Annotated in this window: 22 protein-coding genes and 1 riboswitch; of the genes, 18 read left to right on the plus strand and 4 right to left on the minus strand. The window is 34.3% G+C overall.

Annotation, left to right across the window (positions count from 1 at the left end):
* Window positions 1–19: 19 nt before the first annotated feature.
* From phnX to cbpA, 7 genes are all read left to right on the plus strand, one after another.
* Complete coding sequence (phnX, locus tag BAQ49_RS07115) at window positions 20–814, plus strand: phosphonoacetaldehyde hydrolase (RefSeq protein WP_071744758.1); 795 nt, start codon at window positions 20–22, stop codon at window positions 812–814.
* A 15-nt stretch (window positions 815–829) separates the two neighbouring features.
* Entirely contained in the window at window positions 830–1,927 is a 1,098-nt protein-coding gene (phnW, locus tag BAQ49_RS07120) for a 2-aminoethylphosphonate--pyruvate transaminase (RefSeq protein ID WP_071744759.1), read from the plus strand.
* A complete protein-coding gene (locus tag BAQ49_RS07125) occupies window positions 1,924–3,108 on the plus strand; it encodes a saccharopine dehydrogenase family protein (protein WP_071744760.1) in 1,185 nt (394 codons plus the stop codon). The genes phnW and BAQ49_RS07125 overlap by 4 nt, the downstream gene beginning before the upstream one ends.
* Window positions 3,109–3,148: 40 nt before the next feature.
* Window positions 3,149–3,931, plus strand: a complete 783-nt coding sequence (locus BAQ49_RS07130) for a DeoR/GlpR family DNA-binding transcription regulator (RefSeq protein ID WP_071744761.1) — start codon at window positions 3,149–3,151, stop codon at window positions 3,929–3,931.
* Window positions 3,932–4,369: 438 nt separating this feature from the next.
* Complete coding sequence (locus tag BAQ49_RS07140) at window positions 4,370–6,523, plus strand: S-layer homology domain-containing protein (protein WP_071744762.1); 2,154 nt, start codon at window positions 4,370–4,372, stop codon at window positions 6,521–6,523.
* Between the two features lie 249 nt (window positions 6,524–6,772).
* A complete protein-coding gene (locus BAQ49_RS07145) occupies window positions 6,773–7,402 on the plus strand; it encodes a class II aldolase/adducin family protein (RefSeq protein ID WP_000895985.1) in 630 nt (209 codons plus the stop codon).
* A gap of 125 nt (window positions 7,403–7,527) precedes the next feature.
* Window positions 7,528–8,151: a cyclic di-AMP binding protein CbpA gene (gene cbpA / locus BAQ49_RS07150; RefSeq protein ID WP_071744763.1), complete on the plus strand. Its 624-nt coding sequence runs from the start codon at window positions 7,528–7,530 to the stop codon at window positions 8,149–8,151.
* Window positions 8,152–8,218: 67 nt separating this feature from the next.
* On the opposite strand, the gene BAQ49_RS07155 is transcribed toward cbpA, so the two are convergent.
* Window positions 8,219–8,989, minus strand: coding sequence for a divergent polysaccharide deacetylase family protein (locus BAQ49_RS07155; protein WP_071744764.1), 771 nt, complete (start codon window positions 8,987–8,989; stop codon window positions 8,219–8,221).
* 484 nt (window positions 8,990–9,473) lie between these two features.
* Between BAQ49_RS07155 and BAQ49_RS07160 the strand changes: the two genes are divergently transcribed.
* A complete protein-coding gene (locus tag BAQ49_RS07160; protein WP_071744765.1) occupies window positions 9,474–9,755 on the plus strand; it encodes an aspartyl-phosphate phosphatase Spo0E family protein in 282 nt (93 codons plus the stop codon).
* A 29-nt stretch (window positions 9,756–9,784) separates the two neighbouring features.
* Here the strand turns inward: BAQ49_RS07160 and BAQ49_RS07165 are convergent, their stop codons facing one another.
* A complete protein-coding gene (locus BAQ49_RS07165; RefSeq protein WP_071744766.1) occupies window positions 9,785–11,281 on the minus strand; it encodes a sensor histidine kinase in 1,497 nt (498 codons plus the stop codon).
* Window positions 11,282–11,474: 193 nt separating this feature from the next.
* Between BAQ49_RS07165 and BAQ49_RS07170 the strand changes: the two genes are divergently transcribed.
* From BAQ49_RS07170 to BAQ49_RS33455, 4 genes are all read left to right on the plus strand, one after another.
* The gene (locus BAQ49_RS07170; protein WP_071744767.1) at window positions 11,475–11,921 is read left to right on the plus strand and encodes a MarR family winged helix-turn-helix transcriptional regulator; all 447 of its coding nucleotides are present in this window, start codon (window positions 11,475–11,477) and stop codon (window positions 11,919–11,921) included.
* A gap of 160 nt (window positions 11,922–12,081) precedes the next feature.
* Complete coding sequence (locus tag BAQ49_RS07175; RefSeq protein WP_071744768.1) at window positions 12,082–13,776, plus strand: M3 family oligoendopeptidase; 1,695 nt, start codon at window positions 12,082–12,084, stop codon at window positions 13,774–13,776.
* 139 nt (window positions 13,777–13,915) lie between these two features.
* Window positions 13,916–14,449, plus strand: coding sequence for a DinB family protein (locus BAQ49_RS07180; RefSeq protein ID WP_000941980.1), 534 nt, complete (start codon window positions 13,916–13,918; stop codon window positions 14,447–14,449).
* A gap of 184 nt (window positions 14,450–14,633) precedes the next feature.
* Window positions 14,634–14,750: a DUF6254 family protein gene (locus tag BAQ49_RS33455; protein WP_000038354.1), complete on the plus strand. Its 117-nt coding sequence runs from the start codon at window positions 14,634–14,636 to the stop codon at window positions 14,748–14,750.
* A 9-nt stretch (window positions 14,751–14,759) separates the two neighbouring features.
* On the opposite strand, the gene BAQ49_RS07190 is transcribed toward BAQ49_RS33455, so the two are convergent.
* The gene (locus tag BAQ49_RS07190; RefSeq protein WP_071744769.1) at window positions 14,760–15,968 is read right to left on the minus strand and encodes an ATP-binding protein; all 1,209 of its coding nucleotides are present in this window, start codon (window positions 15,966–15,968) and stop codon (window positions 14,760–14,762) included.
* A 207-nt stretch (window positions 15,969–16,175) separates the two neighbouring features.
* Window positions 16,176–16,219: riboswitch (PreQ1 riboswitch) on the plus strand.
* Between the two features lie 93 nt (window positions 16,220–16,312).
* Between BAQ49_RS07190 and queC the strand changes: the two genes are divergently transcribed.
* Genes queC through queF form a run of 4 tightly spaced genes read left to right on the plus strand, consistent with a single transcriptional unit; the run spans window position 16,313 to window position 18,691 of the window.
* A complete protein-coding gene (gene queC, locus BAQ49_RS07195; protein WP_071744770.1) occupies window positions 16,313–16,975 on the plus strand; it encodes a 7-cyano-7-deazaguanine synthase QueC in 663 nt (220 codons plus the stop codon).
* Entirely contained in the window at window positions 16,975–17,466 is a 492-nt protein-coding gene (gene queD / locus BAQ49_RS07200) for a 6-carboxytetrahydropterin synthase QueD (RefSeq protein ID WP_071744771.1), read from the plus strand. The genes queC and queD overlap by 1 nt, the downstream gene beginning before the upstream one ends.
* On the plus strand, window positions 17,459–18,175 hold the full coding sequence (gene queE, locus BAQ49_RS07205; RefSeq protein WP_071744772.1) for a 7-carboxy-7-deazaguanine synthase QueE: 717 nt from the start codon (window positions 17,459–17,461) through the stop codon (window positions 18,173–18,175). The genes queD and queE overlap by 8 nt, the downstream gene beginning before the upstream one ends.
* Before the next feature lie 18 nt (window positions 18,176–18,193).
* Window positions 18,194–18,691, plus strand: coding sequence for a preQ(1) synthase (gene queF, locus BAQ49_RS07210; RefSeq protein WP_000918893.1), 498 nt, complete (start codon window positions 18,194–18,196; stop codon window positions 18,689–18,691).
* A 54-nt stretch (window positions 18,692–18,745) separates the two neighbouring features.
* Here queF and BAQ49_RS07215 read toward each other — a convergent pair whose 3' ends face one another.
* The gene (locus BAQ49_RS07215; RefSeq protein WP_001165083.1) at window positions 18,746–18,931 is read right to left on the minus strand and encodes a YkvS family protein; all 186 of its coding nucleotides are present in this window, start codon (window positions 18,929–18,931) and stop codon (window positions 18,746–18,748) included.
* Between the two features lie 259 nt (window positions 18,932–19,190).
* Between BAQ49_RS07215 and BAQ49_RS32790 the strand changes: the two genes are divergently transcribed.
* Together BAQ49_RS32790 and BAQ49_RS07225 are read left to right on the plus strand one after the other, a co-directional pair.
* Entirely contained in the window at window positions 19,191–19,346 is a 156-nt protein-coding gene (locus tag BAQ49_RS32790) for a hypothetical protein (RefSeq protein ID WP_098888881.1), read from the plus strand.
* A 91-nt stretch (window positions 19,347–19,437) separates the two neighbouring features.
* Window positions 19,438–20,040, plus strand: a complete 603-nt coding sequence (locus BAQ49_RS07225) for a histidine phosphatase family protein (protein ID WP_071744774.1) — start codon at window positions 19,438–19,440, stop codon at window positions 20,038–20,040.
* Window positions 20,041–20,061: the final 21 nt, after the last annotated feature.

The raw sequence follows: 20,061 nt of genomic DNA on the forward strand, positions 1-20,061 counted from the left end.
GAGAAGGGTGATGAATAGAATGAAAATTGAAGCAGTTATTTTTGATTGGGCTGGTACGACGGTTGATTACGGATGTTTTGCACCACTGGAAGTATTTATGGAGATCTTCCATAAACGCGGTGTTGAAATTACAGCAGAAGAAGCCCGTAAGCCAATGGGGTTATTAAAAATAGATCATGTAAGGGCACTTACAGAGATGCCTCGTATTGCAAGTGAGTGGAATCGTATTTTCGGACAATTACCAACAGAAGCAGATATTCAGGAGATGTATGAAGAATTTGAAGAGATTCTCTTCGCTATTTTACCGCGTTATGCGTCGCCGATTAATGGAGTAAAAGAAGTGATTGCTTCTTTACGTGAAAGAGGAATTAAAATTGGTTCAACGACTGGTTATACGAGAGAAATGATGGACATTGTAGAAAAAGAAGCAGCACTACAAGGATATAAACCTGATTTTCTTGTAACGCCAGATGATGTTCCAGCGGGGCGTCCTTATCCGTGGATGTGCTATAAAAATGCGATGGAGCTTGGTGTATATCCAATGAATCATATGATAAAAGTTGGAGACACCGTGTCAGATATGAAAGAGGGTAGAAATGCTGGAATGTGGACAGTTGGTGTAATTCTTGGCAGTAGTGAGCTCGGTTTAACGGAAGAGGAAGTTGAGAATATGGATCTGTTAGAGCTTCGTGAAAAAATGGAGATAGTTCGTAATCGTTTCATTGAAAATGGGGCACATTTTACGATTGAAACGATGCAGGAAATCAAAAACGTACTGGAACATATCGAGAAACAAGAACTTATTATTTCATAAAAGGGGCATAGGATCATGAATGAAAATCACTACTTATTATTAACGCCAGGACCATTAACGACAACAAAAACTGTAAAAGAAGTTATGTTATATGATTGGTGTACGTGGGATGTTGAATATAACACGATGGTGCAAGATGTAAGAAATAGGCTTGTATCGTTAGCAACAAAGGAAGAAGAAAAGTACACAACAGTTTTAATGCAGGGAAGCGGTACGTTTTCGGTTGAAGCAGTAATCGGTTCTGTTATTCCTACAAACGGAAAGCTGCTAGTTTGTACAAATGGTGCGTACGGTAAGCGGATTGTACAAATGGCAGAGATGTTACATATAGATGTGGTGGTCAGTCAAACAGAAGAGTGGGAGCCTACTAATATTGCAGAAGTAGAACAGTTATTGCAACAAGATAAAGAGATTACACATATTGTAGTTGTTCATTGTGAAACAACTACAGGTATTATTAATCCAATTGTAGACGTATGTAAATTGGGAAAACAATACGGAAAAGTTACACTGGTTGACGCGATGAGTAGTTTCGGTGGTATTGAAATAGATATCGCTGAGATGCAAATTGACTTTCTAATTAGTAGTGCGAATAAGTGTATTCAAGGTGTGCCTGGATTCGGCTTTGTTATCGCAAAGCGTGATGAATTGTTGAAGTGTCAAGGGCAGGCACGTTCATTATCTTTAGATTTATACGATCAGTGGGAAACGATGGAAAACCAAAATGGAAAATGGCGTTTTACGTCACCTACACATGTTGTACACGCTTTTTATCAAGCGCTCCTGGAACTAGAAAAAGAGTGCGGAGTAAGAGCACGTTACAATCGATATTATAACAATCAAAAACTATTAGTGAATAGAATGAAAGAAATCGGATTTAATCCACTAGTAGATGAAAAATATCAATCTCCTATTATTACATCTTTCATTTATCCAGAAGCAGGATTTGAATTTCAGCAATTATATAACGAATTAAAGCAGTACGGATTTGTTATTTACCCAGGGAAAATTTCGAAAGTAGATACGTTCCGTATTGGAAATATCGGTGATGTACATGAAGAAGACATTAATCGTTTAGTTGATAGTATTGCTAAAGGGGTTGTTATAGGGTGAAAGTATTTTGCTTAGGTGGAGCAGGTAAAATTTGTCGTGAAGCAATTTTAGATTTAGTTCAATTTTCATCTTTTGAGACGATTACGGTCGCCGATTTTAATGAAGAGGAAGGCCGAAAAGTAGTAGAGTGGTTAAATGATCCTCGCGTTGATTTTGTAAAAGTCGATGTGACAAATCATGAGGATACTGTTGCAAAAATGAAAGGCTATGACATTGTAATGGATGGCACGACGATAAAGTTAAATGGATTGTCCACTCGTTGTATTGCAGATGCCGGCTGTCACGGTGTGAACTTGAATGGATTTGGTGAAGAGAATGAATCCCATTCTATATTTGTTCAAAACGGAAAAACATGTTTACCTGGTTTTGGTATGACGCCAGGTGTAACGCAAATGATGGCTATGCATGCAGCAAATCAGCTAGATACTGTAGAGTCAGTTCGAGTAAGCCATGGCTCATATCGCCCAATTGCTTTTTCAGCATCAATTACAGAAACAACGACATATGAATATGATCCACATTTACCATCGCGTACAGTGTATGAAGGCGGTGAATTTCAGCAAGTACCTCCGTTTGCGCGCCCAAGAGAAATTGAATTACCAGCGCCTTACGGAAAAACAACGCAGTATATAATCCCGCATTCAGAAACGATTACGTTGGCGAAGGCGCTGGAGGACAAAGGTGTTGGGCTGATAGAAACGAGAGGTACTTGGCCTGAGCAAAATATGCAGCTCATTCGTGCTTTATATGATTATGGTATATTGCGTAATGATCAAATTGAAATAAATGGTGAAGAAATAGGTATTATGGATTGTATTTCGAAGTATCTACTAAAATCGAAAGAAGGACAAGAAACAGAGCTTTATGGTTATGCACTTCATGTAGAAGTAGTAGGTATGAAAAATAATCAAAAACAAAGGCATGTGTTATATCATACACATCCGCTATCTGACGGTTCTGTAGTAGGTTGGGAGAAATTAAGAGCTTATACAAGAAATGTTGGAATCCCATTCGGAGTCGCTACAGAGTTAATTGCAAAAGGAGTAGTTAATAAAGTCGGTGTTATTACTCCTGAAGAAGCTTTTGAAAATCCACAAATCATTTTTGACGAATTAGAAAAGCGTGGTATTCATATTCATGAAGAGGTTTCTACTTACAAAGAAAATTATAACTTTGTATAAGTAAGGCAGTTTATGAGGTAGATATAAATGGGGTGAGGCTATGTCTGTAGTAGGTGAAGAAAGAAAGCGAACAATTCTTGAGAAGGTAGAGTTTAAAGGGAAAGTAAAAGTTTCAGAATTAGCGAGAGAGTTTGCTGTATCAACAGAGACGATTCGCCGGTATTTAGAAGAATTAGATCGTGAAAAAAAGTTGAAGAAAGTGTATGGTGGAGCCGTTCAACTTCCGGGAGCTGGAATAGAGGCACCAATGTTAGAACGAGAGATGCTGCATATAGAAGAAAAGAAAAGAATTGGGTATAAGGCAGCAACGTTTGTAGAAGATGGAGATGTTATTGCAATTGATGATGGAAGTACACCACTTCAAATGGTACCGTATCTTGTTCATCGTAAAAATTTGACGATTGTTACGAGCTCTTTCCCAGTAGCGACACAATTAATATCTTCTATTAATAAAAAGATGTTTCACGGTGAGGTTTTATTTATTGGTGGAAAAGTATCTCCAAAACATTCACGGGTGTCAGGGTCTATTTCACAGCAAGTAATCCATCAATTTCATTTTCATAAAGCATTCGTTTCGATTGATGGGTTGTTGCCAGGTTTTGGGGTTTCTAGCTTTGAATTAGAAAAGGCGAAACTGTCAGAAGCGATGATTAAGCTAGCTGAGAAAACATATATTTTATGTGATCATACAAAGGTAGGCGTAAAAGGGAATTATAGAATAGCAGCATTTTCTCATATTCAACATATCATTTGTGATAAGAAAATGCCTTATAGTTTTGAAGAAGAAGTCAAAAAGCATAATATTCAATGGACAATGTGCTAAATGAATTGAATACCTCTAGACTCCCGCCTAATTTTTAGGTGGGAGTTTTACTATCAGCAAGTAACAAAATAAAAGATTTGTATTTATGCAAAAAGTGGACACATTTTCTCATCTCGTTCATATAATTTACCAATACAAAAAAAGTTGGTCGAAGGAAAGAAGGGGAAGTATGTCAGAACGGATATATAATAAACTTGTATTGTATGCAAACATTTTGCAAAAAATTGGTGTTATTAATGAAAAGGAAAAAAGTGAAATTCTTCATACGATAGGTAAAAAAGCCCTTTGAGTAAAGGGTTTTTAATTTTTTATCTATGGAAATATAAACTCAATGTAATATTCTCATTGATAATGATAATGAGATTCATTATCATTTATTACGTTAGTAATTGATAGGTATTATCAATTAAAATATATATAAGACAAGGGGATATTATTTTGAAAAAAAGTTATATTAAAGCTCTAGTAGTAGCAACCACATTGGCTATTCCATTTGCTGCGTATTCTACTCCAGCGTTAGCAGCAATAAAAATTGAAGCAAACCAGTCGTTAGCAGCAGCCAGTGATCGCACGTATGATACTGAGATTAAAATATATAAGGATCAAAAAGATGAGCCATCTATGGTTTCTCAGTACATAAAAAATCCTAAAGTAGCAATTGAAGACGGGAAAAAAATTGTTACTGTAACAATGCAAGATAGCGATTATTTTCAATATCTTAGAATAGAAGATAGAAACCAGCCTGGTGTATTTCATGATGTAAAAGTTTTGTCAGAAGATAAGAGGAAAAATGGGACGAAAGTAGTTCAATTTGAAATTGGTGAATTTGAGAAGAAGCATAATATGCAAATGCATATACTTATTCCAGCTATTGGATACGATCACAAATATCAAGTTCAATTTGAAATTAAAGATCCAACTGTAAGCGACAAAGAAACAGAGAAACCAGATGATAACTCTAATTCAGGCAATACGGAAACAGATAATCCAGTTGATAATCAAAATATGATAACAGATAACAAATTAAGAGAACTTGTTAATAAAAAAGTATTTAATAGAAAAGATTTAAATACACCAATTACGAAAGAAGAGTTATTACAAGTAAAGGACTTGTTTTTAAACACGAATGAGATTCTTGATTATAGTGCATTAAAATATATGCCAAATTTAAAATCTTTAACAGTTGCGAATGCGAAGATAACAGATCCGTCGTTCTTTGCGAATTTAAAGCAATTAAATCATTTAGCTTTGCGTGGTAATGAATTTTCAGATGTAACACCACTTGTTAAGATGGATAATTTAGAATCTCTTGATTTGAGTAATAATAAAATTACAAACGTTGCACCACTAATTGAAATGAAAAATGTAAAAAGTTTATATCTATCAGGCAACCAAATAGAAGATGTAACAGCATTAGCGAAAATGGAACAACTAGATTACTTGAATTTAGCAGATAATAAAATTACGAATGTTGCTCCATTAAGCGCGTTGAAAAATGTAACATACTTAACTTTAGCAGGTAATCAAATTGAAGATGTGACACCACTTGCTAAAATGACTCAGCTTACAGAATTAGATTTACCTAATAATGAGTTAAAGGATATTACTCCATTATCAAATCTAGTAAACTTACAAAAGCTTGATTTAGAAGCAAATTATATTTCAGACTTATCGCCAGTTAGTAATTTGAATAAGTTAGTATATTTAAGTTTTGTTGCAAATGAAATCCGTGATGTTAGACCAGTAATAGAACTAAGTAAGAAAGCTTATATTAATGTTCAAAACCAAAAAGTCTTTTTAGAGGATACAGAAGTAAATAAAGAAGTAAAAGTACCTATATACGAGAAAGACGGCGAGGTATCTACAAAAATCCGTCTGAAGAGTGATGGTGGTACGTATAGTAATGATGTAGTGAAATGGAGTACACCAGGTGAGAAAGTATATGAATTTGGAGTGAAAGATCCATTTGCGGATACAGGAATCTTCTTTACAGGATCTGTAATTCAAAATGTAGTAGAAAGTAAAGGAGATAACACTTCTAAAGAAGATGAAAAAGTAGAAGTAGTAGAATTTAAAGATGTACCAAAAGGACATTGGTCAGAAGAAGCAATTAATTATTTAGCGAAAGAAAATATTTTTAAAGGATATGGAAATGGACAATTTGGATTTGGGGATAATATTACCCGTGGACAAGTTGCATCTTTAGTACAAAGGTATTTGAAATTAGAAAATAAAGTAGAGCAGAAAGAAATGTTTACAGATACGAAAGGGCATATGTTTGAGCAAGATATTGCTACAGTTGCACAAGCTAGAATTATGCAAGGAGATGGTACAGGGAAGTTTCGTCCAGAAGGAGTATTAACTAGGTACGAGATGTCAGTAGTATTACAAAAAGTATTTCAGTTAAAAGCAAATGAAAGTAATTTGGAGAACTTTAAAGACGTACCAACTGGTCATTGGGCAGAAGGATATGTGAAAGCTTTAGAGGATAATAACATATCAAAAGGTGACGGGAATGGGAACTTTTTAGGGGATAATTTCGTAACACGTGAACAATATGCACAATTTTTATATAACGCAATAAAAAAATAATAAATGAGAAAAATACGTTATTCTTTAATAAGAAGAATAACGTATTTTTTATATGTACAAAATCAAGTAAGAAATAGACAGGAGTACTTATAGGTGATATGTCTATTTTTCCGAGAGGTGCTGAAACCATATTGACAAAAAGGCATTCTCGTGTGATAATTCAATTAAATTTTTAGAATAATCAAAAAACATTCCTTTTACATAGAAAGGATTTGAACATTATATTAATATTACGCCGGGGGTGACGAAATGTTATTTTTTCTGAAGAAATGGAACGAATTAAAAGATGTGAAGGCAGAACTGGCACTTCGCGATTGGTTTTATGGTACAAAAATTAGTTTATCGATGTGTACGTCAAAAGAGCCATTAACATTTTTGATAAATGTAGAGGGAAGAGATAAAGGAGTATTTTCTGAAGAAGACTTTATTGTAGTAAATTGCATGTGTGAGCCAGTATTTGAAAACGAAGAAAAACCAGCTTCAGAGTCGTTTATGCATGCGGATATTTATAAAAAAAGCAGTGCAGAATGTATTTTGCAAGTACAGACTGTAGATAGTCATTTAATGTCAGAGCTATATGGGAAAGAAGGAGAAGTAACATTCGAAAAACGCAGCGTGGAACGTGTTTTTGGCAAAGAAGGCATTACAGAAATGACAATTCCAATTGTAGAAGATGAAAAAAAATTCGCTGATTTATTGGAAAGTAATGTTCCGAATTTTACTGAAGGTGGAGGAGTAGTCCTTGTTCATAATTACGGAATGATTGTGTGGGGAAAATCACCAGAAGAAGCGAAAAAATGGTTGGAAGGTATAGAATATTTAATGAACTATCACGTAAAGCTTTTAATGATAAAAGGGGCAAAAAGTTCTGTTATATAAAGGTGTATTCATAGTGGTTACCATTATATAAAAATGAAAGCGTTTTAAAAGTAAATTTCACTCATAAAATATAGATCTCCTTATTATATATAGATTACATGTTGACATGTAAGGAGGAACATATTTTGCGAGTTAAATATCATTTTCTGCCAAAACAGCAGGTGACATTTTGCAAAACGAATGATTCTGGTGAAAAGGCTTTGCAAATTATGAATGAAACGGGATTTCGGGCGATCCCCGTATTAGCAGAAGATGAGAAGGAATTCACGGGGATTATTTATAAAGTAGATCTTTTAGAGAAGAAGTGTAATAGCGGATTAGAGCATGTAAGTACAGGAGATGTGCTGGAAGATTCAAATTCGTTTATTTTTGAAAAGGATTCTTTTTTTAGAGCTTTTTACGTGATTCGTCGTCTCCCGTTTTTAGCGGTTTTAAATGAATATAATGAATTTGTCGGTATTTTAACACATTCTAATGTATTTGATGTTATTGAAGATTCGTTCGGTATGCGGACGGGTGGTTATATATTAACAATTGCAACACAAGATTGTAAGGGAACAATTAAAGAGCTGGGGACATTGTTAAAGGCATACAATATAGGTGGACTGTTTACGCTTGATAATGGTGATCAATATATTCGCCGTATTATCGTAAATATATCAGATGAGTTAAATGAAAAAAGATTAAAGCAATTAATTGAAAAGATAGAGAAAAAGGGATTTAGGGTGAGTCATGTAGATCATATTTAAGTTAAAAAGGAAAGGTAGCTATCTGTTATATGTAGATAGCTACCTTTTTTAGTACGAGAAATGAATCTTATTTTGAAACAGGAGGTGGAGATAATACTAAATCAGATAAAAAAATGAAGTCTGCATGTTCGCGAACTTTAGGAATAGAAGTTTCAATAACACGTGATGTAATTTCACCTGGAGGACCAACGTGCCCGATAGCTACCATGATTGGTTTTTCTTGAATTTTTTTGATGAGTAATTGGGCTTGTCTTGAAATATGACTTGCCGTATATACATCATCAAAAAATAATTGATTTTCAATGATAGACACCCCTAATTCTTTACCGATTTTTGGGACAACACTATTAGGATTTGTTTTACTATCTAAATAAAATAAACCGTGTTTTTTACAGGCAGAAAGTATAAGACGTACAATCCTTTCATCAGCGGTTACTTTTGATCCCATATGATTGTTCATTCCTATTGCATGAGGTATTTCTTGAATTGCTTGTTCGAGTCGATTGTTTATTTCTTCATCGCTTAAATCTGTTGTAATCGCTTTCGGTCCAAGCCACTCTTTTTTTCCTCTAATTGGCTCCATGGGCATATGTATAATAACTTCATGCCCTTTTTTATGGGCAGCTATTGCATCTTGTTTAGTAGAAGGAAGAAATGGCATAACAGCAATAGTGAGTGGAATAGGAAGTGATAACATCCTATCAGTTCCTTTCATATTATTGCCGAAATCATCGATGACAATAGCAACTTTATTCGTATGAGCGTTTGCTTGAATAGGAAATAGGAAGAAGGGTATGAACAGGGTGAAGACGAGAAATGTAATAGTATATTTGCGCATTTAAATATTTCCTTTCTATTTTATCCCGCTATTTGCGGGCAGTAATATTCCCACCTCAAAATTCGGCTAGAGCAAAGAAGTTAGGTGGGAGATCCACTGCCCGTAAACGCCCGATTGGTGAGGGCTAATAATCAGTTGGAGGGAGAAAAATCCCTACTGATTAAAGTTTCACTTTATCAATCATCATTATGTTTTGCGTTTTCACATAAATTAAACAAAAAATGTCGAAGAAAAGTACATTAAAAATAGAGAACCCACTGTTTACTGAGCATTTACAAAAAAAGAAGATGAAAAAAATGTCTATTATTGCGAATGTATTTACAAAGATAGAATAATTTGTAATAATTCTCAAAGTGAGGGTAAAGATTTGTAAATTACAGGGGGAAAATGTTAAATTTTCTGATTCTTCAAATAGGATTAAATGCTTAAAGGGCTAAAGTAGAAGAGACGTTTAGAGCATGGAAGAATAATAAGGGGGATATGGATGTTTAATGTAAAAAGGAAGTACACATTAGAAAAGCTTTCGCATGATATTCATATGAAACGTGAAGAAATGATTCATTTAGGATTAACAAGTGGATTAAACAGTATGGAGACCATTCAAGTTAGTCAAGAATTGGACAAGCTTATCGTACAGTATCAGCGTTACAAAGAAAAACAAACACCGAAATGGATTTCAATTATAAAGGGCCCTATTTTTCAAATTGGGTATGAAGGCAAATCGAGCAATTTTTGGAGAATGCTTGTGGCTGGTTTTATGAAATAAGTATAATTATCCTTTTTGGATAAGGATAATTATACTATGTGTAATGGAATCTCTATATGAACTGTCGTTCCTTTGTTTTCTTTACTATCAATAAATATATGCCCGTTGTACATCTCTACAATTCGTTTACATATGACAAGCCCAAGACCTGTTCCAGTATCTTTATTAGTAAAGAACGGATGAAAGAGGTGTTTTTGAATATGTTTTGGAATTCCCTTTCCAGTATCAATAATTTGCAGTTGTGCGTGTTTTTCATTGTTTGTTACTACAATGGTTAATGTATCACCAGAAGCCATAGCTTCAATTGCATTTTTTGTAATGTTTAAAACCACTTGTTTCATATGGTCTTTTGAGCAAAGTATATGAACAGGGTGGTCTGGCAAATGTAAATGAAATACAATGTTATGTAGATTCGCCTCAGATTGAATAATTAATGCTACCTCATTAAGAATCGTTCTTACATCATATGTTTGCTCAATGATGGCAGTCGGCTTTCCAAGAATAAGAAATTCGCTTACAATTTCATTAATACGTTCAATTTCTTGTTCAATTACTGAAAAGTAGAACTGATCCTGTTCATCTCTATATTTCTCTTTTAATAGAGCAACGAGTCCTTTAATTCCAGTAAGGGGATTACGGATTTCGTGAGCTGTACTAGCCGCAAAAGTTCCAACCAATTCAATCTTCTGTAGTTCATTTTGTTGTCTTTCTAGTTTTGTTTGCCGTTTTAATAACATATATTGAGCGAGTAAAAATAAAATAGACATTAAAAATAAAGTAGCTATACATTCTATTGAAACTAACTGGTATAAGGTTTGTTGATGAATAGGTAACGGAGAAACGGAGACCTTCCAGTTTAATCTTTGGAGTGGGGTAGTAAGCATATTAGAATGCTCATCACTTGTTTCATTGTTATCATCGGTTAGAAAAACTACATCATGTTTATCAGTTACTTCGAAATGATATTGTGGTTTAATAGCATTTAAAGAGGATGAAATGTAGTCAAAGCGTAAACTAGCTAACAATAACCCAGAGAGTTCCTTTTGTTTATTAAATATTGGCGAGGCAATCATAATAGCTTGATGTCCAAGGACGCGATCTGTAATGACAGATGATACAGTTGTTTTCTTAGTTTGTAATGCGTCTTGAATATACTTACGGTCTGAGACGTCTACAGGCCTTGATTCACCTTCTGATGCGATTGTAATGATTCCTTCTGGTGTAGCGTAATATAGACCAGAAAATCGTGCATCGTTTCCATCTGTATCATGTACAATTTGTTTAATTCCATTTATGTTACCAGTCTCGGTACCTACGACTTTTGCGAGCATTTCTAAGGCAGAAATCGCTTCACCAAGGTGATGGTCTAAATAGTCTCTATATAAAAAGAGAACAGTATGAGCAGATAATTTGTTTCCCTGTTTCATTTGATAAGTGTGATACGAAAAAAATGCGGCACCAATCCCTATCGTTGGCAGTATAACAAGCAGTATGTAAAAAACTATGCTTTGTAATTTGAATTTCAAATTTGGTACTCCTTCTTTTTTATTATCATTATATATAAACTATGTTAAAATTGTCATGTTTTTATTCAAGAATCATTTGCATTACATTAGGGAGAGGAAAAGGGATGAGTGAATATTCATTCGGAAATTGTAATGAAGTACTACATTGCTTTTCTTTTTGTTGTGGAGAATTTAAGTGAAGGGTTGAAATGGTATGACATCAAATAATGAGCGAGCAGATATTTCTCAATCTTTAAAAGTATTTATTGCATTATCCCGTGTACATCGTTCTGTTATGGATACTACAAATAAATCCATACAAAGTAACGGATTAAATCCAACTGAGTTTGCTGTATTAGAACTACTATATCATAAAGGAGGCCAACCACTTCAGCAAATCGGTGAGCGTATTTTAATAGCTAGTGGCAGCATTACATACGTTGTAGATAAGCTAGAGAAAAAAGGACTAGTAAAGAGAATCCCGTGCCCGAATGATAGACGTGTTATTTATGCACAATTAACGGAGTCTGGAGAGAGCTTTATTGCTTCTATTTTTCCTGGGCATGAGCAAGTTATACATCAGTCTTTCGAAATGTTAACGAAAGATGAAAAGGATGAATTACTTGATCTATTAAAAAAGATTGGAAAGTATGAAAAATAACAATATGTTCCAAAGGAGCTTTGGATAAAGAAATCCAAGGCTTTTTTGTTTACATGTAATCATGACAGTATCTACTGTATTTTGCTGAAAAATAAGAGGATATTTGTAAGTAAGCATTGAATTATAGTAATGATACATATAATGGAGAGGGGGCGCGTTCATGTCATTTAAAGACTATGAATATAAACGGCCAAATATTGAAGAATTAAAAGAGAAGTTTACTGTTTCTTTAGAAAAGTTCGATAATGCAAAAACGGTTGAAGAACAAAAACAAGTAATTAATTCAATCAATGAAATTCGCAATGATTTTGGTACAATGGGGAATCTTTGTTACATTCGTCATTCTGTTGATACGACAGATGCTTTTTATAAAGAAGAGCAAGATTTCTTTGATGAATACTCCCCGGTTGTACAAGGCTACGGAACAAAATATTATAAGGCGTTAATGAATTCTCCATTCCGTGAAGAATTAGAAGCGTATTATGGAAAGCAATTATTTGCTTTAGCTGAATGTGATTTAAAAACATATTCAGATGAAGTAGTGAAAGATTTGCAATTAGAGAATAAATTGTCTTCACAATATACACAGTTGTTAGCATCTGCAAAAATTGACTTTGCAGGAGAAGAAAGAACATTATCACAACTTATTCCGTTCATGCAAGGAAAAGAAAGAAGCGAACGTAAAGCAGCAAGTGAAGCATACTACGGATTTTTAGCCGGGAATGAGGAAGAGTTAGACCGTATTTATGATGAGCTTGTTAAAGTGAGAACAACAATTGCAAAAACACTTGGTTTTAAAAACTTTGTTGAATTAGGATATGCGAGAATGTATCGTACAGATTATAATGCTGAAATGGTTGCGAACTATCGCCAGCAAGTATTAGATTATATCGTTCCGGTTGCAACAGAGTTAAGAAATAGACAAAAAGCACGCATTGGTGTAGAAAAGCTCGCTTATTATGATGAAAACTTTGAGTTTGCTACAGGTAACCCAACTCCAAAAGGTGATGCGGATTGGATTATTAATCACGGGAAAACGATGTATAAAGAATTATCAGCTGAAACAGATGAATTTTTTAATTTCATGCTAGATAATGATTTATTAGATTTAGTTGCGAAAAAAGGAAAAGCTGGTGGTGGATATTGTACATATATTGAAAATTATAAAGCGCCATTCATTTTCTCAAACTTTAATGGAACGTCTGGTGACATTGATGTACTAACACATGAAGCTGGTCATGCTTTCCAAGTATATGAAAGTCGTAAGTATGAAATTCCAGAATACAATTGGCCAACATATGAAGCGTGTGAAATCCATTCAATGAGTATGGAATTCTTTACATGGCCATGGATGAAGTTATTCTTTGAAGAAGATGCGGAAAAATATTATTTCTCACACTTAAGTTCAGCACTTCTATTTTTACCGTACGGTGTATCTGTAGATGAATATCAACATTATGTATATGAGAATCCAGAAGCATCGCCAGCAGAACGTAAGTCAGCATGGCGTAACATAGAGAAGAAATATTTACCACATCGTGATTATGAAGATAATGATTATTTAGAGCGTGGTGGTTTCTGGCAACGTCAAGGTCACATTTATAGCTCACCGTTCTATTATATTGACTACACGTTAGCTCAAATTTGTGCGCTGCAATTTTGGAAACGTGCAAGAGATAATAGACAAGAGGCTTGGGAAGATTATGTGAATCTTTGTCAGCAAGGTGGAAGTAAATCATTCTTAGAATTAGTAGAAGTTGCAAATTTAACATCGCCATTTGCTGAAGGTTGTGTAAAAAGTGTAATTACAGAAATTGAAGCGTGGTTACGTGCTGTTGACGACACAAAATTGTAAAAAACATGCGCTTTTTTTCACATGTTTAACATCGACATAATGGAAAAATGATGAGATAATAAAAGAAAATTCAGAATTATTTAAGAGGTGTTTCTAATAAGGAGCACCTCTTTTCACCAACAAAAGGGGGGAAAGCATTATGCTTCAATCTAATATGGATGTTAGTTTAGAAACTTTAGTCCACTCATTACAGTCTACACGAAGCACGCTGTTATCAGAAATTGAAATGTTAAATGATACTGAGGTGAATGTAAAGCCACGTCGTGATAAATGGAGTATTATTCAAATTTTGCATCATTTACATTTAGTTGAACAGTCTGTCACATCTGCCCTTGTATATGCTTTGCAAAAAAAAGAAAGAAAGCTTGCTCCATTTAAAGACCTCCAACTTACGCTTGATCGCACATATAAACGGGAAGCTCCTCAACAAATGAAACCAACAGAGACATTAATGAAAAAACTGCAAGGAATTCAATTACTAGAACATTCACGACAAGAATTATTACATGCACTTCATAGTGTGATAGATGAAAAAGAATTATTTGAAAATGGATTGAAACATCCTATTTTTAATGATTTGAATTTATACCAATGGGTTCAATTTCTGGATTTGCACGAACAAAGGCATCTTACACAGTTAAAAGAAGCAAAACATGCAATTTTACAGCGATAAAGTGAAACTTTAATCATTGGGTGGCATTCCGCATTGATTATTATTCTTTACCAATCGGGATGCGCTCAAATAGTGGGAAAAAGGAAAAGAAGCGGTGAACCGCTTCTTTTCCTTTTTTACTCATGCATAGTTTTCTTTCTCATTTTGGAATACTACATGGAGAAGAGAAAAGGAGTTGAAAAGTATGTCAAAGAAAAAGAGAGAAGAAGAGCGCGCTTGGAAAGCTCGGAAAGAGAATCAAAAACCACATGGAAAAGTAAAAGCTTTTGCAGAATTAGTTGAAGGAACAGAAAAAACGTGATGAATTTCATCACGTTTTTTGTATGATTGGGAAAGTTAATAAAAATGTTGTACCTGTTCCTTTTTCACTAATAATATCAATTTTTCCATTCATTGCTTGAATGACACTGAAGACGACCATCATCCCGAGTCCGGTCCCTTTTTCTTTCGTCGAGTAGAAGGGGGACCCGAGGCGTTTTACTTGTTCTGGATCCATACCAACGCCTGTATCTTTTATATACAATTGTATATGTTTATGGTCTGGAACTAATGTAAGAATAAGGTCACCACCGTTAGGCATAGCCTCAATGCAGTTTTTTAAAATATTTAATAAGCATTGGTTCAGCTTTTGCCTTTCACCAGCTATAAAGAAAGATGTACTTTGTTTTATGTAATGCATACGAACATTTGTTAAATTGGCGAGAGGTGTAATTAAAGATAACGCATGAAGTAACTCATCCTCTACTTGTAATTGTTGTTCTTTTTCAATACTCGGTTTTGCAAAAGTTAAGTAGTCTGTAAGAACATGATTTGCTTGTTCGATACCGTTAATGGCTATATCGATATATAATTTCCGTTCTTGCTCAGTACATGTACCGGACTGCAATAGTTGTAAAAAACCTTTCGTAGATGTTAAAGGATTACGAATTTCATGCGAGATAGAAGCCGCCATTTCGCCGATTAAATGAAATTTTTCAGCGTTCATAAGTTCATTTTGTAGACGAATTTGCATTTGGAGTATATGTAGCAAATACAAAATAAGAATGGTACCAATCATAGTGCATAGCTCATATATAATAATATGTGGTATATACTCGGTCTTATTTGCTACTTCTGCAAGGAAAAAAGGTATCCAACCAATTCCATAGGCGATGCTATAAAAAATAGCAAGTAGAATCTTTATATGATTTGAGCTGCGATTAAATAGTTTGTACGTTAACAATAGAATCGTAAATAGAAGAATAGAAGCAATAATGGATGGGAAAACACCGACTCCTCCTAATAATACGCGATATATGTTTAATACAACTAAGATAGAACCACCAGCAATAGGTCCTCCTGTTAATGTACCGACAATTAATACGATATGACGCATATCAAATTGAAAACCATTATTTGTTTTTGCTGCAAATGTGATACATAGTATGGTAGCGAGGCAACACAATACAATAAATATAGCTGAATTTAATTTAGGAGACCGTTTTCCTTTTTGATTCCAAAATAAGTGATATATAAGCATCGTAACGAGAATGAATAATATATTTAAAAAGAGGTAAATAATAAAGAGTTTCAGTGGAATGCCTCCTCTCTTCTCACATTAAATTAATCATACTATAAAATGAGAGAAATGAGATATGAAATGGCGGAAAAATCAGAAATTTTTTCTGGTAGTATACAATATGTTACAATATGTTTTGTCAATGAAAGAAGAAATTCCATGCACCGCATGGGAGAGGTTCGCGAACTCCCTCTATAAAAAACTATGGAAACAACAATATCCTTAGGTATTGTTTTGTTTTTTTATTGTGACAGTTCAAGAACGTTCTTTCTTCTTATTCGTAGTAGAGAAGGAGAATGAGTGAAATGAAAAAAGAAAAAGCAGTTGTTGTTTTTAGTGGTGGACAAGATAGTACAACATGTTTATTTTGGGCGATAGAGCAGTTTGCAGAAGTAGAAGCTGTAACATTTAATTACAATCAACGTCATAAGTTAGAAATTGATTGTGCAGTGGAAATTGCGAAAGAGCTAGGAATTAAACATACGGTACTAGATATGAGTCTATTAAATCAACTTGCTCCAAATGCGTTAACGAGAACGGATATGGAGATTACACATGAAGAAGGTGAATTGCCATCTACATTTGTAGATGGACGAAATTTATTATTCTTATCATTTGCTGCTGTATTAGCAAAACAAGTTGGAGCACGTCATATTGTAACGGGTGTATGTGAAACTGATTTTAGTGGTTATCCAGATTGCCGTGACGTGTTTGTGAAATCGTTAAACGTTACTTTAAATTTATCCATGGATTATCCGTTTGTTATTCATACACCGCTTATGTGGATTGATAAAGCAGCGACGTGGAAATTATCTGATGAACTTGGAGCATTCGAGTTTGTTCGAGAAAAAACATTAACGTGTTATAACGGAATCATTGGTGATGGTTGCGGTGAATGTCCAGCATGTCAACTTCGTAAAGCAGGATTAGATACGTACTTACAAGAACGCGAAGGAGCGAACAACTAATGGATAACTTTTTTGGATTTCGCATCGTAGAAAATTTGCAAAAAATGGACAAGGATATTCAGCGTGAACAACTTCAATATCATAATAAAAGAGTAATGGTCAGCAAGGAATTTACATTTGATGCAGCACACCATTTACACTGTTATGAAGGTAAATGTAAAAATTTACATGGCCACACATATAAAGTTGTATTTGGAATTAGTGGATATGTAAATGAAATAGGACTTGCAATTGACTTTGGAGATATAAAAGAAATTTGGAAAAATGAAATAGAAATTTATTTAGATCATCGTTATTTAAATGAAACATTACCAGCAATGAATACGACTGCTGAAAATATGGTAGTTTGGATTTATGAAAAGATGGCAGAAGCATTAACAAAAGATAATCGTGCGAATGAATACAAAGGAGCGCGTGTTGAATTTGTTCGTCTATTTGAGACACCGACTAGTTATGCGGAAGTGAGACGGGAGTGGATGCTCGATGAGTAAAATCCCCGTCTTAGAAATATTTGGTCCGACCATTCAAGGTGAAGGAATGGTTGTAGGACAAAAGACAATGTTTATCCGTACAGCGGGCTGTGATTATAGCTGTGCTTGGTGTGATTCGGCTTTTACGTGGGATGGATCGGCGAAAGATCAAATTAGACAAATGCCAGCGGAAGACATTTGGAATGAGCTTGTTGAAATTGGAGGAGAAAATTTCTCTCATGTTACGATTTCGGGTGGAAATCCTGTTTTATTGAAAAATATTGAGTCGCTTCTTTCTATATTAAAAGAAAATGGGATGCGAACGGCGATCGAAACACAAGGGAGTAAATGGCAAGATTGGTTACTTCAAATTGATGAGGTAACGATTTCGCCAAAACCACCAAGTTCAACAATGAAAACAGATTTTCAGAAGTTAGATGATGTTATTCAGAAACTAGCAGGAAAAGATATTAGTTTAAAAGTAGTCGTATTCGATGATTATGACTTTGAATATGCAGTTAAGATGCACGAACGTTATCCGGATGTACCATTTTTCTTACAAGTAGGGAACGATGATACGAAAACAGTGGATGATGCAATGCTTATTAAAAAATTATTAGATAAGTATGAGTGGCTTATTGAAAAAGCTGTTAATTGTAAAGAAATGAATGATGCGAAAGTATTGCCTCAGCTTCATGCGTTAGTATGGGGAAATAAACGCGGCGTATAATGAGAAGGGATGTTTAAAATGGCAGGAAGATTAGATGAAGATTTAAAAGATGTAACATTATTAGGAAATCAAAATACAAAATATTTATTTGAATATAGTCCAGAAATTTTAGAGGTATTTGATAATAACCATCCAAATCGTGATTACTTTGTAAAATTCAATTGTCCTGAATTTACAAGTTTATGTCCGAAAACAGGACAACCAGATTTTGCAACAATTTATATTAGCTACATTCCAGAACAAAGAATGGTAGAGAGTAAATCTTTAAAGCTATATTTATTTAGCTTCCGAAATCATGGTGACTTCCACGAAGATTGCATGAACGTTATTATGAATGATTTAATTAAATTAATGGATCCACGTTATATTGAGGTATGGGGGAAATTTACACCACGTGGTGGGATTTCAATCGATCCTTACTGTAATTACGGTCGCCCAGGAACTAAGTATGAGAAAATGGCAGACTACCGTATGATGAATCACGATCTATATCCAGAAACAGTTGATAATCGTTAATATATATAGAAAGAAAGGATCTGTATGATATACAGATCCTTTCTTTCTATTATATTATGCATGTTGATTAATGACAGTATAGTTTTTATGGCTTACAACTGTAAGAGGTTCCATATCTAGTTCTCTGAAATTTTCCATAATTGTTAAATCAACAATAACGGAATTTTGATTTACTTTTTGAACACGGCCTTGCATTCCACCTTTAAATTCAATGATATCTCCAGTTTCTGCGATCTGCATAAGCAACTCTCCTTGTTACAGTTTTCCCCAAAAAAGAATAATTTGGGCTTTTTTTATTTCCTCTTATTTTGAACTATATTTACTAATTTGTAAATGTTTCCAAAGTAAAAATTCAAAAAATATTCACTTTTTGTAAGAAAATATGTAAAAAAATATTGTTAGGAGAGGAATGATGAAAATGCATACATCTTTATATGGGAGTATAATAAAAAAGATACAATGACCTACTAAAGTAGGAGAAATTAGGGGCGGTAAAATGATGTTTGAAATTGTGGGGAGCTTTATAGCGATTTTATTATTTTTATTTTCTTATATACAGTTGAAGAAAATGCGTCAACATGAAACAACTACATATTTTGATGGACTGGATGGTGTGCATGCATCGATAACGCATAATAGTAGTGGGGATATGTAATGATATATAACTTTCTTCTTATGCATGGTATGATGGCAATAAGAAATAGTACATAATATAGTTCGTAAGTGATGAATGGGGAGTGGAAAGAATGCGAATTTCTTTTATTCGTCATGGTCGTTTGGACAGTACTATAGAGCCAATGACAATTATTTCATTTCGTGAATGGATGAAGCAATATGATTTAGGAACTACGGTAAAAGAAGCTCATATACCGATTGAAACAATTGAGGCGATTACAACAGCGAAATTGGTCGTAACGAGTGATCAGAGGCGTGCTGTGCGATCAGCAACCGAATTAATGGATTCTTTATCTTTTGTGCAAAATCCTCTTTTTAGGGAAGCTGAAATTCCGACAGGTTTTTATGCTCCAAAATGGTTGAAATGTAAACCTAATGTATGGATGTTTATTGGACGTACACTATGGATAGCTGCTTATAGTAAGGATGTTGAGTCTTATAAGGAAGTACGAGAAAGAGCAAGGCAAGCTGCTAATATGTTACACCGCTATGCGCTCGTACACGGACGTATTGCTCTTGTAGGTCATAGTTATTTTAATGTGATGATTGGGACTGAACTGAGGGCAATGGGGTGGTCAGGTTCGCCTATTTTCCATAGAAAGCCATGGGGATGTACAACGTATACATTTCGTGAGGCAATGGATGGAAATGTATTAAATACGAATTTAACATAAAAGAGGCTGTCCCTTTGGCAG

Origin of the sequence: Bacillus proteolyticus (assembly GCF_001884065.1) — a bacterium.
In the GTDB taxonomy this organism is placed as follows: Bacteria; Bacillota; Bacilli; order Bacillales; family Bacillaceae_G; genus Bacillus_A; species Bacillus_A proteolyticus.

Bases quoted from the DNA above. Each gene is read 5' to 3' on its own strand.
- phnX (WP_071744758.1), top strand. From the start codon at position 20: ATGAAAATTGAAGCAGTTATTTTTGATTGGGCTGGTACGACGGTTGAT.
- phnW (WP_071744759.1), top strand. From the start codon at position 830: ATGAATGAAAATCACTACTTATTATTAACGCCAGGACCATTAACGACA.
- BAQ49_RS07130 (WP_071744761.1), top strand. From the start codon at position 3,149: ATGTCTGTAGTAGGTGAAGAAAGAAAGCGAACAATTCTTGAGAAGGTA.
- BAQ49_RS07145 (WP_000895985.1), top strand. From the start codon at position 6,773: ATGTTATTTTTTCTGAAGAAATGGAACGAATTAAAAGATGTGAAGGCA.
- BAQ49_RS07155 (WP_071744764.1), bottom strand. From the start codon at position 8,989: ATGCGCAAATATACTATTACATTTCTCGTCTTCACCCTGTTCATACCC.
- BAQ49_RS07160 (WP_071744765.1), top strand. From the start codon at position 9,474: ATGTTTAATGTAAAAAGGAAGTACACATTAGAAAAGCTTTCGCATGAT.
- BAQ49_RS07170 (WP_071744767.1), top strand. From the start codon at position 11,475: ATGACATCAAATAATGAGCGAGCAGATATTTCTCAATCTTTAAAAGTA.
- BAQ49_RS07175 (WP_071744768.1), top strand. From the start codon at position 12,082: ATGTCATTTAAAGACTATGAATATAAACGGCCAAATATTGAAGAATTA.
- BAQ49_RS07180 (WP_000941980.1), top strand. From the start codon at position 13,916: ATGCTTCAATCTAATATGGATGTTAGTTTAGAAACTTTAGTCCACTCA.
- BAQ49_RS33455 (WP_000038354.1), top strand. From the start codon at position 14,634: ATGTCAAAGAAAAAGAGAGAAGAAGAGCGCGCTTGGAAAGCTCGGAAA.
- BAQ49_RS07190 (WP_071744769.1), bottom strand. From the start codon at position 15,968: ATGCTTATATATCACTTATTTTGGAATCAAAAAGGAAAACGGTCTCCT.
- queC (WP_071744770.1), top strand. From the start codon at position 16,313: ATGAAAAAAGAAAAAGCAGTTGTTGTTTTTAGTGGTGGACAAGATAGT.
- queD (WP_071744771.1), top strand. From the start codon at position 16,975: ATGGATAACTTTTTTGGATTTCGCATCGTAGAAAATTTGCAAAAAATG.
- queE (WP_071744772.1), top strand. From the start codon at position 17,459: ATGAGTAAAATCCCCGTCTTAGAAATATTTGGTCCGACCATTCAAGGT.
- queF (WP_000918893.1), top strand. From the start codon at position 18,194: ATGGCAGGAAGATTAGATGAAGATTTAAAAGATGTAACATTATTAGGA.
- BAQ49_RS07215 (WP_001165083.1), bottom strand. From the start codon at position 18,931: ATGCAGATCGCAGAAACTGGAGATATCATTGAATTTAAAGGTGGAATG.
- BAQ49_RS32790 (WP_098888881.1), top strand. From the start codon at position 19,191: ATGTTTGAAATTGTGGGGAGCTTTATAGCGATTTTATTATTTTTATTT.
- BAQ49_RS07225 (WP_071744774.1), top strand. From the start codon at position 19,438: ATGCGAATTTCTTTTATTCGTCATGGTCGTTTGGACAGTACTATAGAG.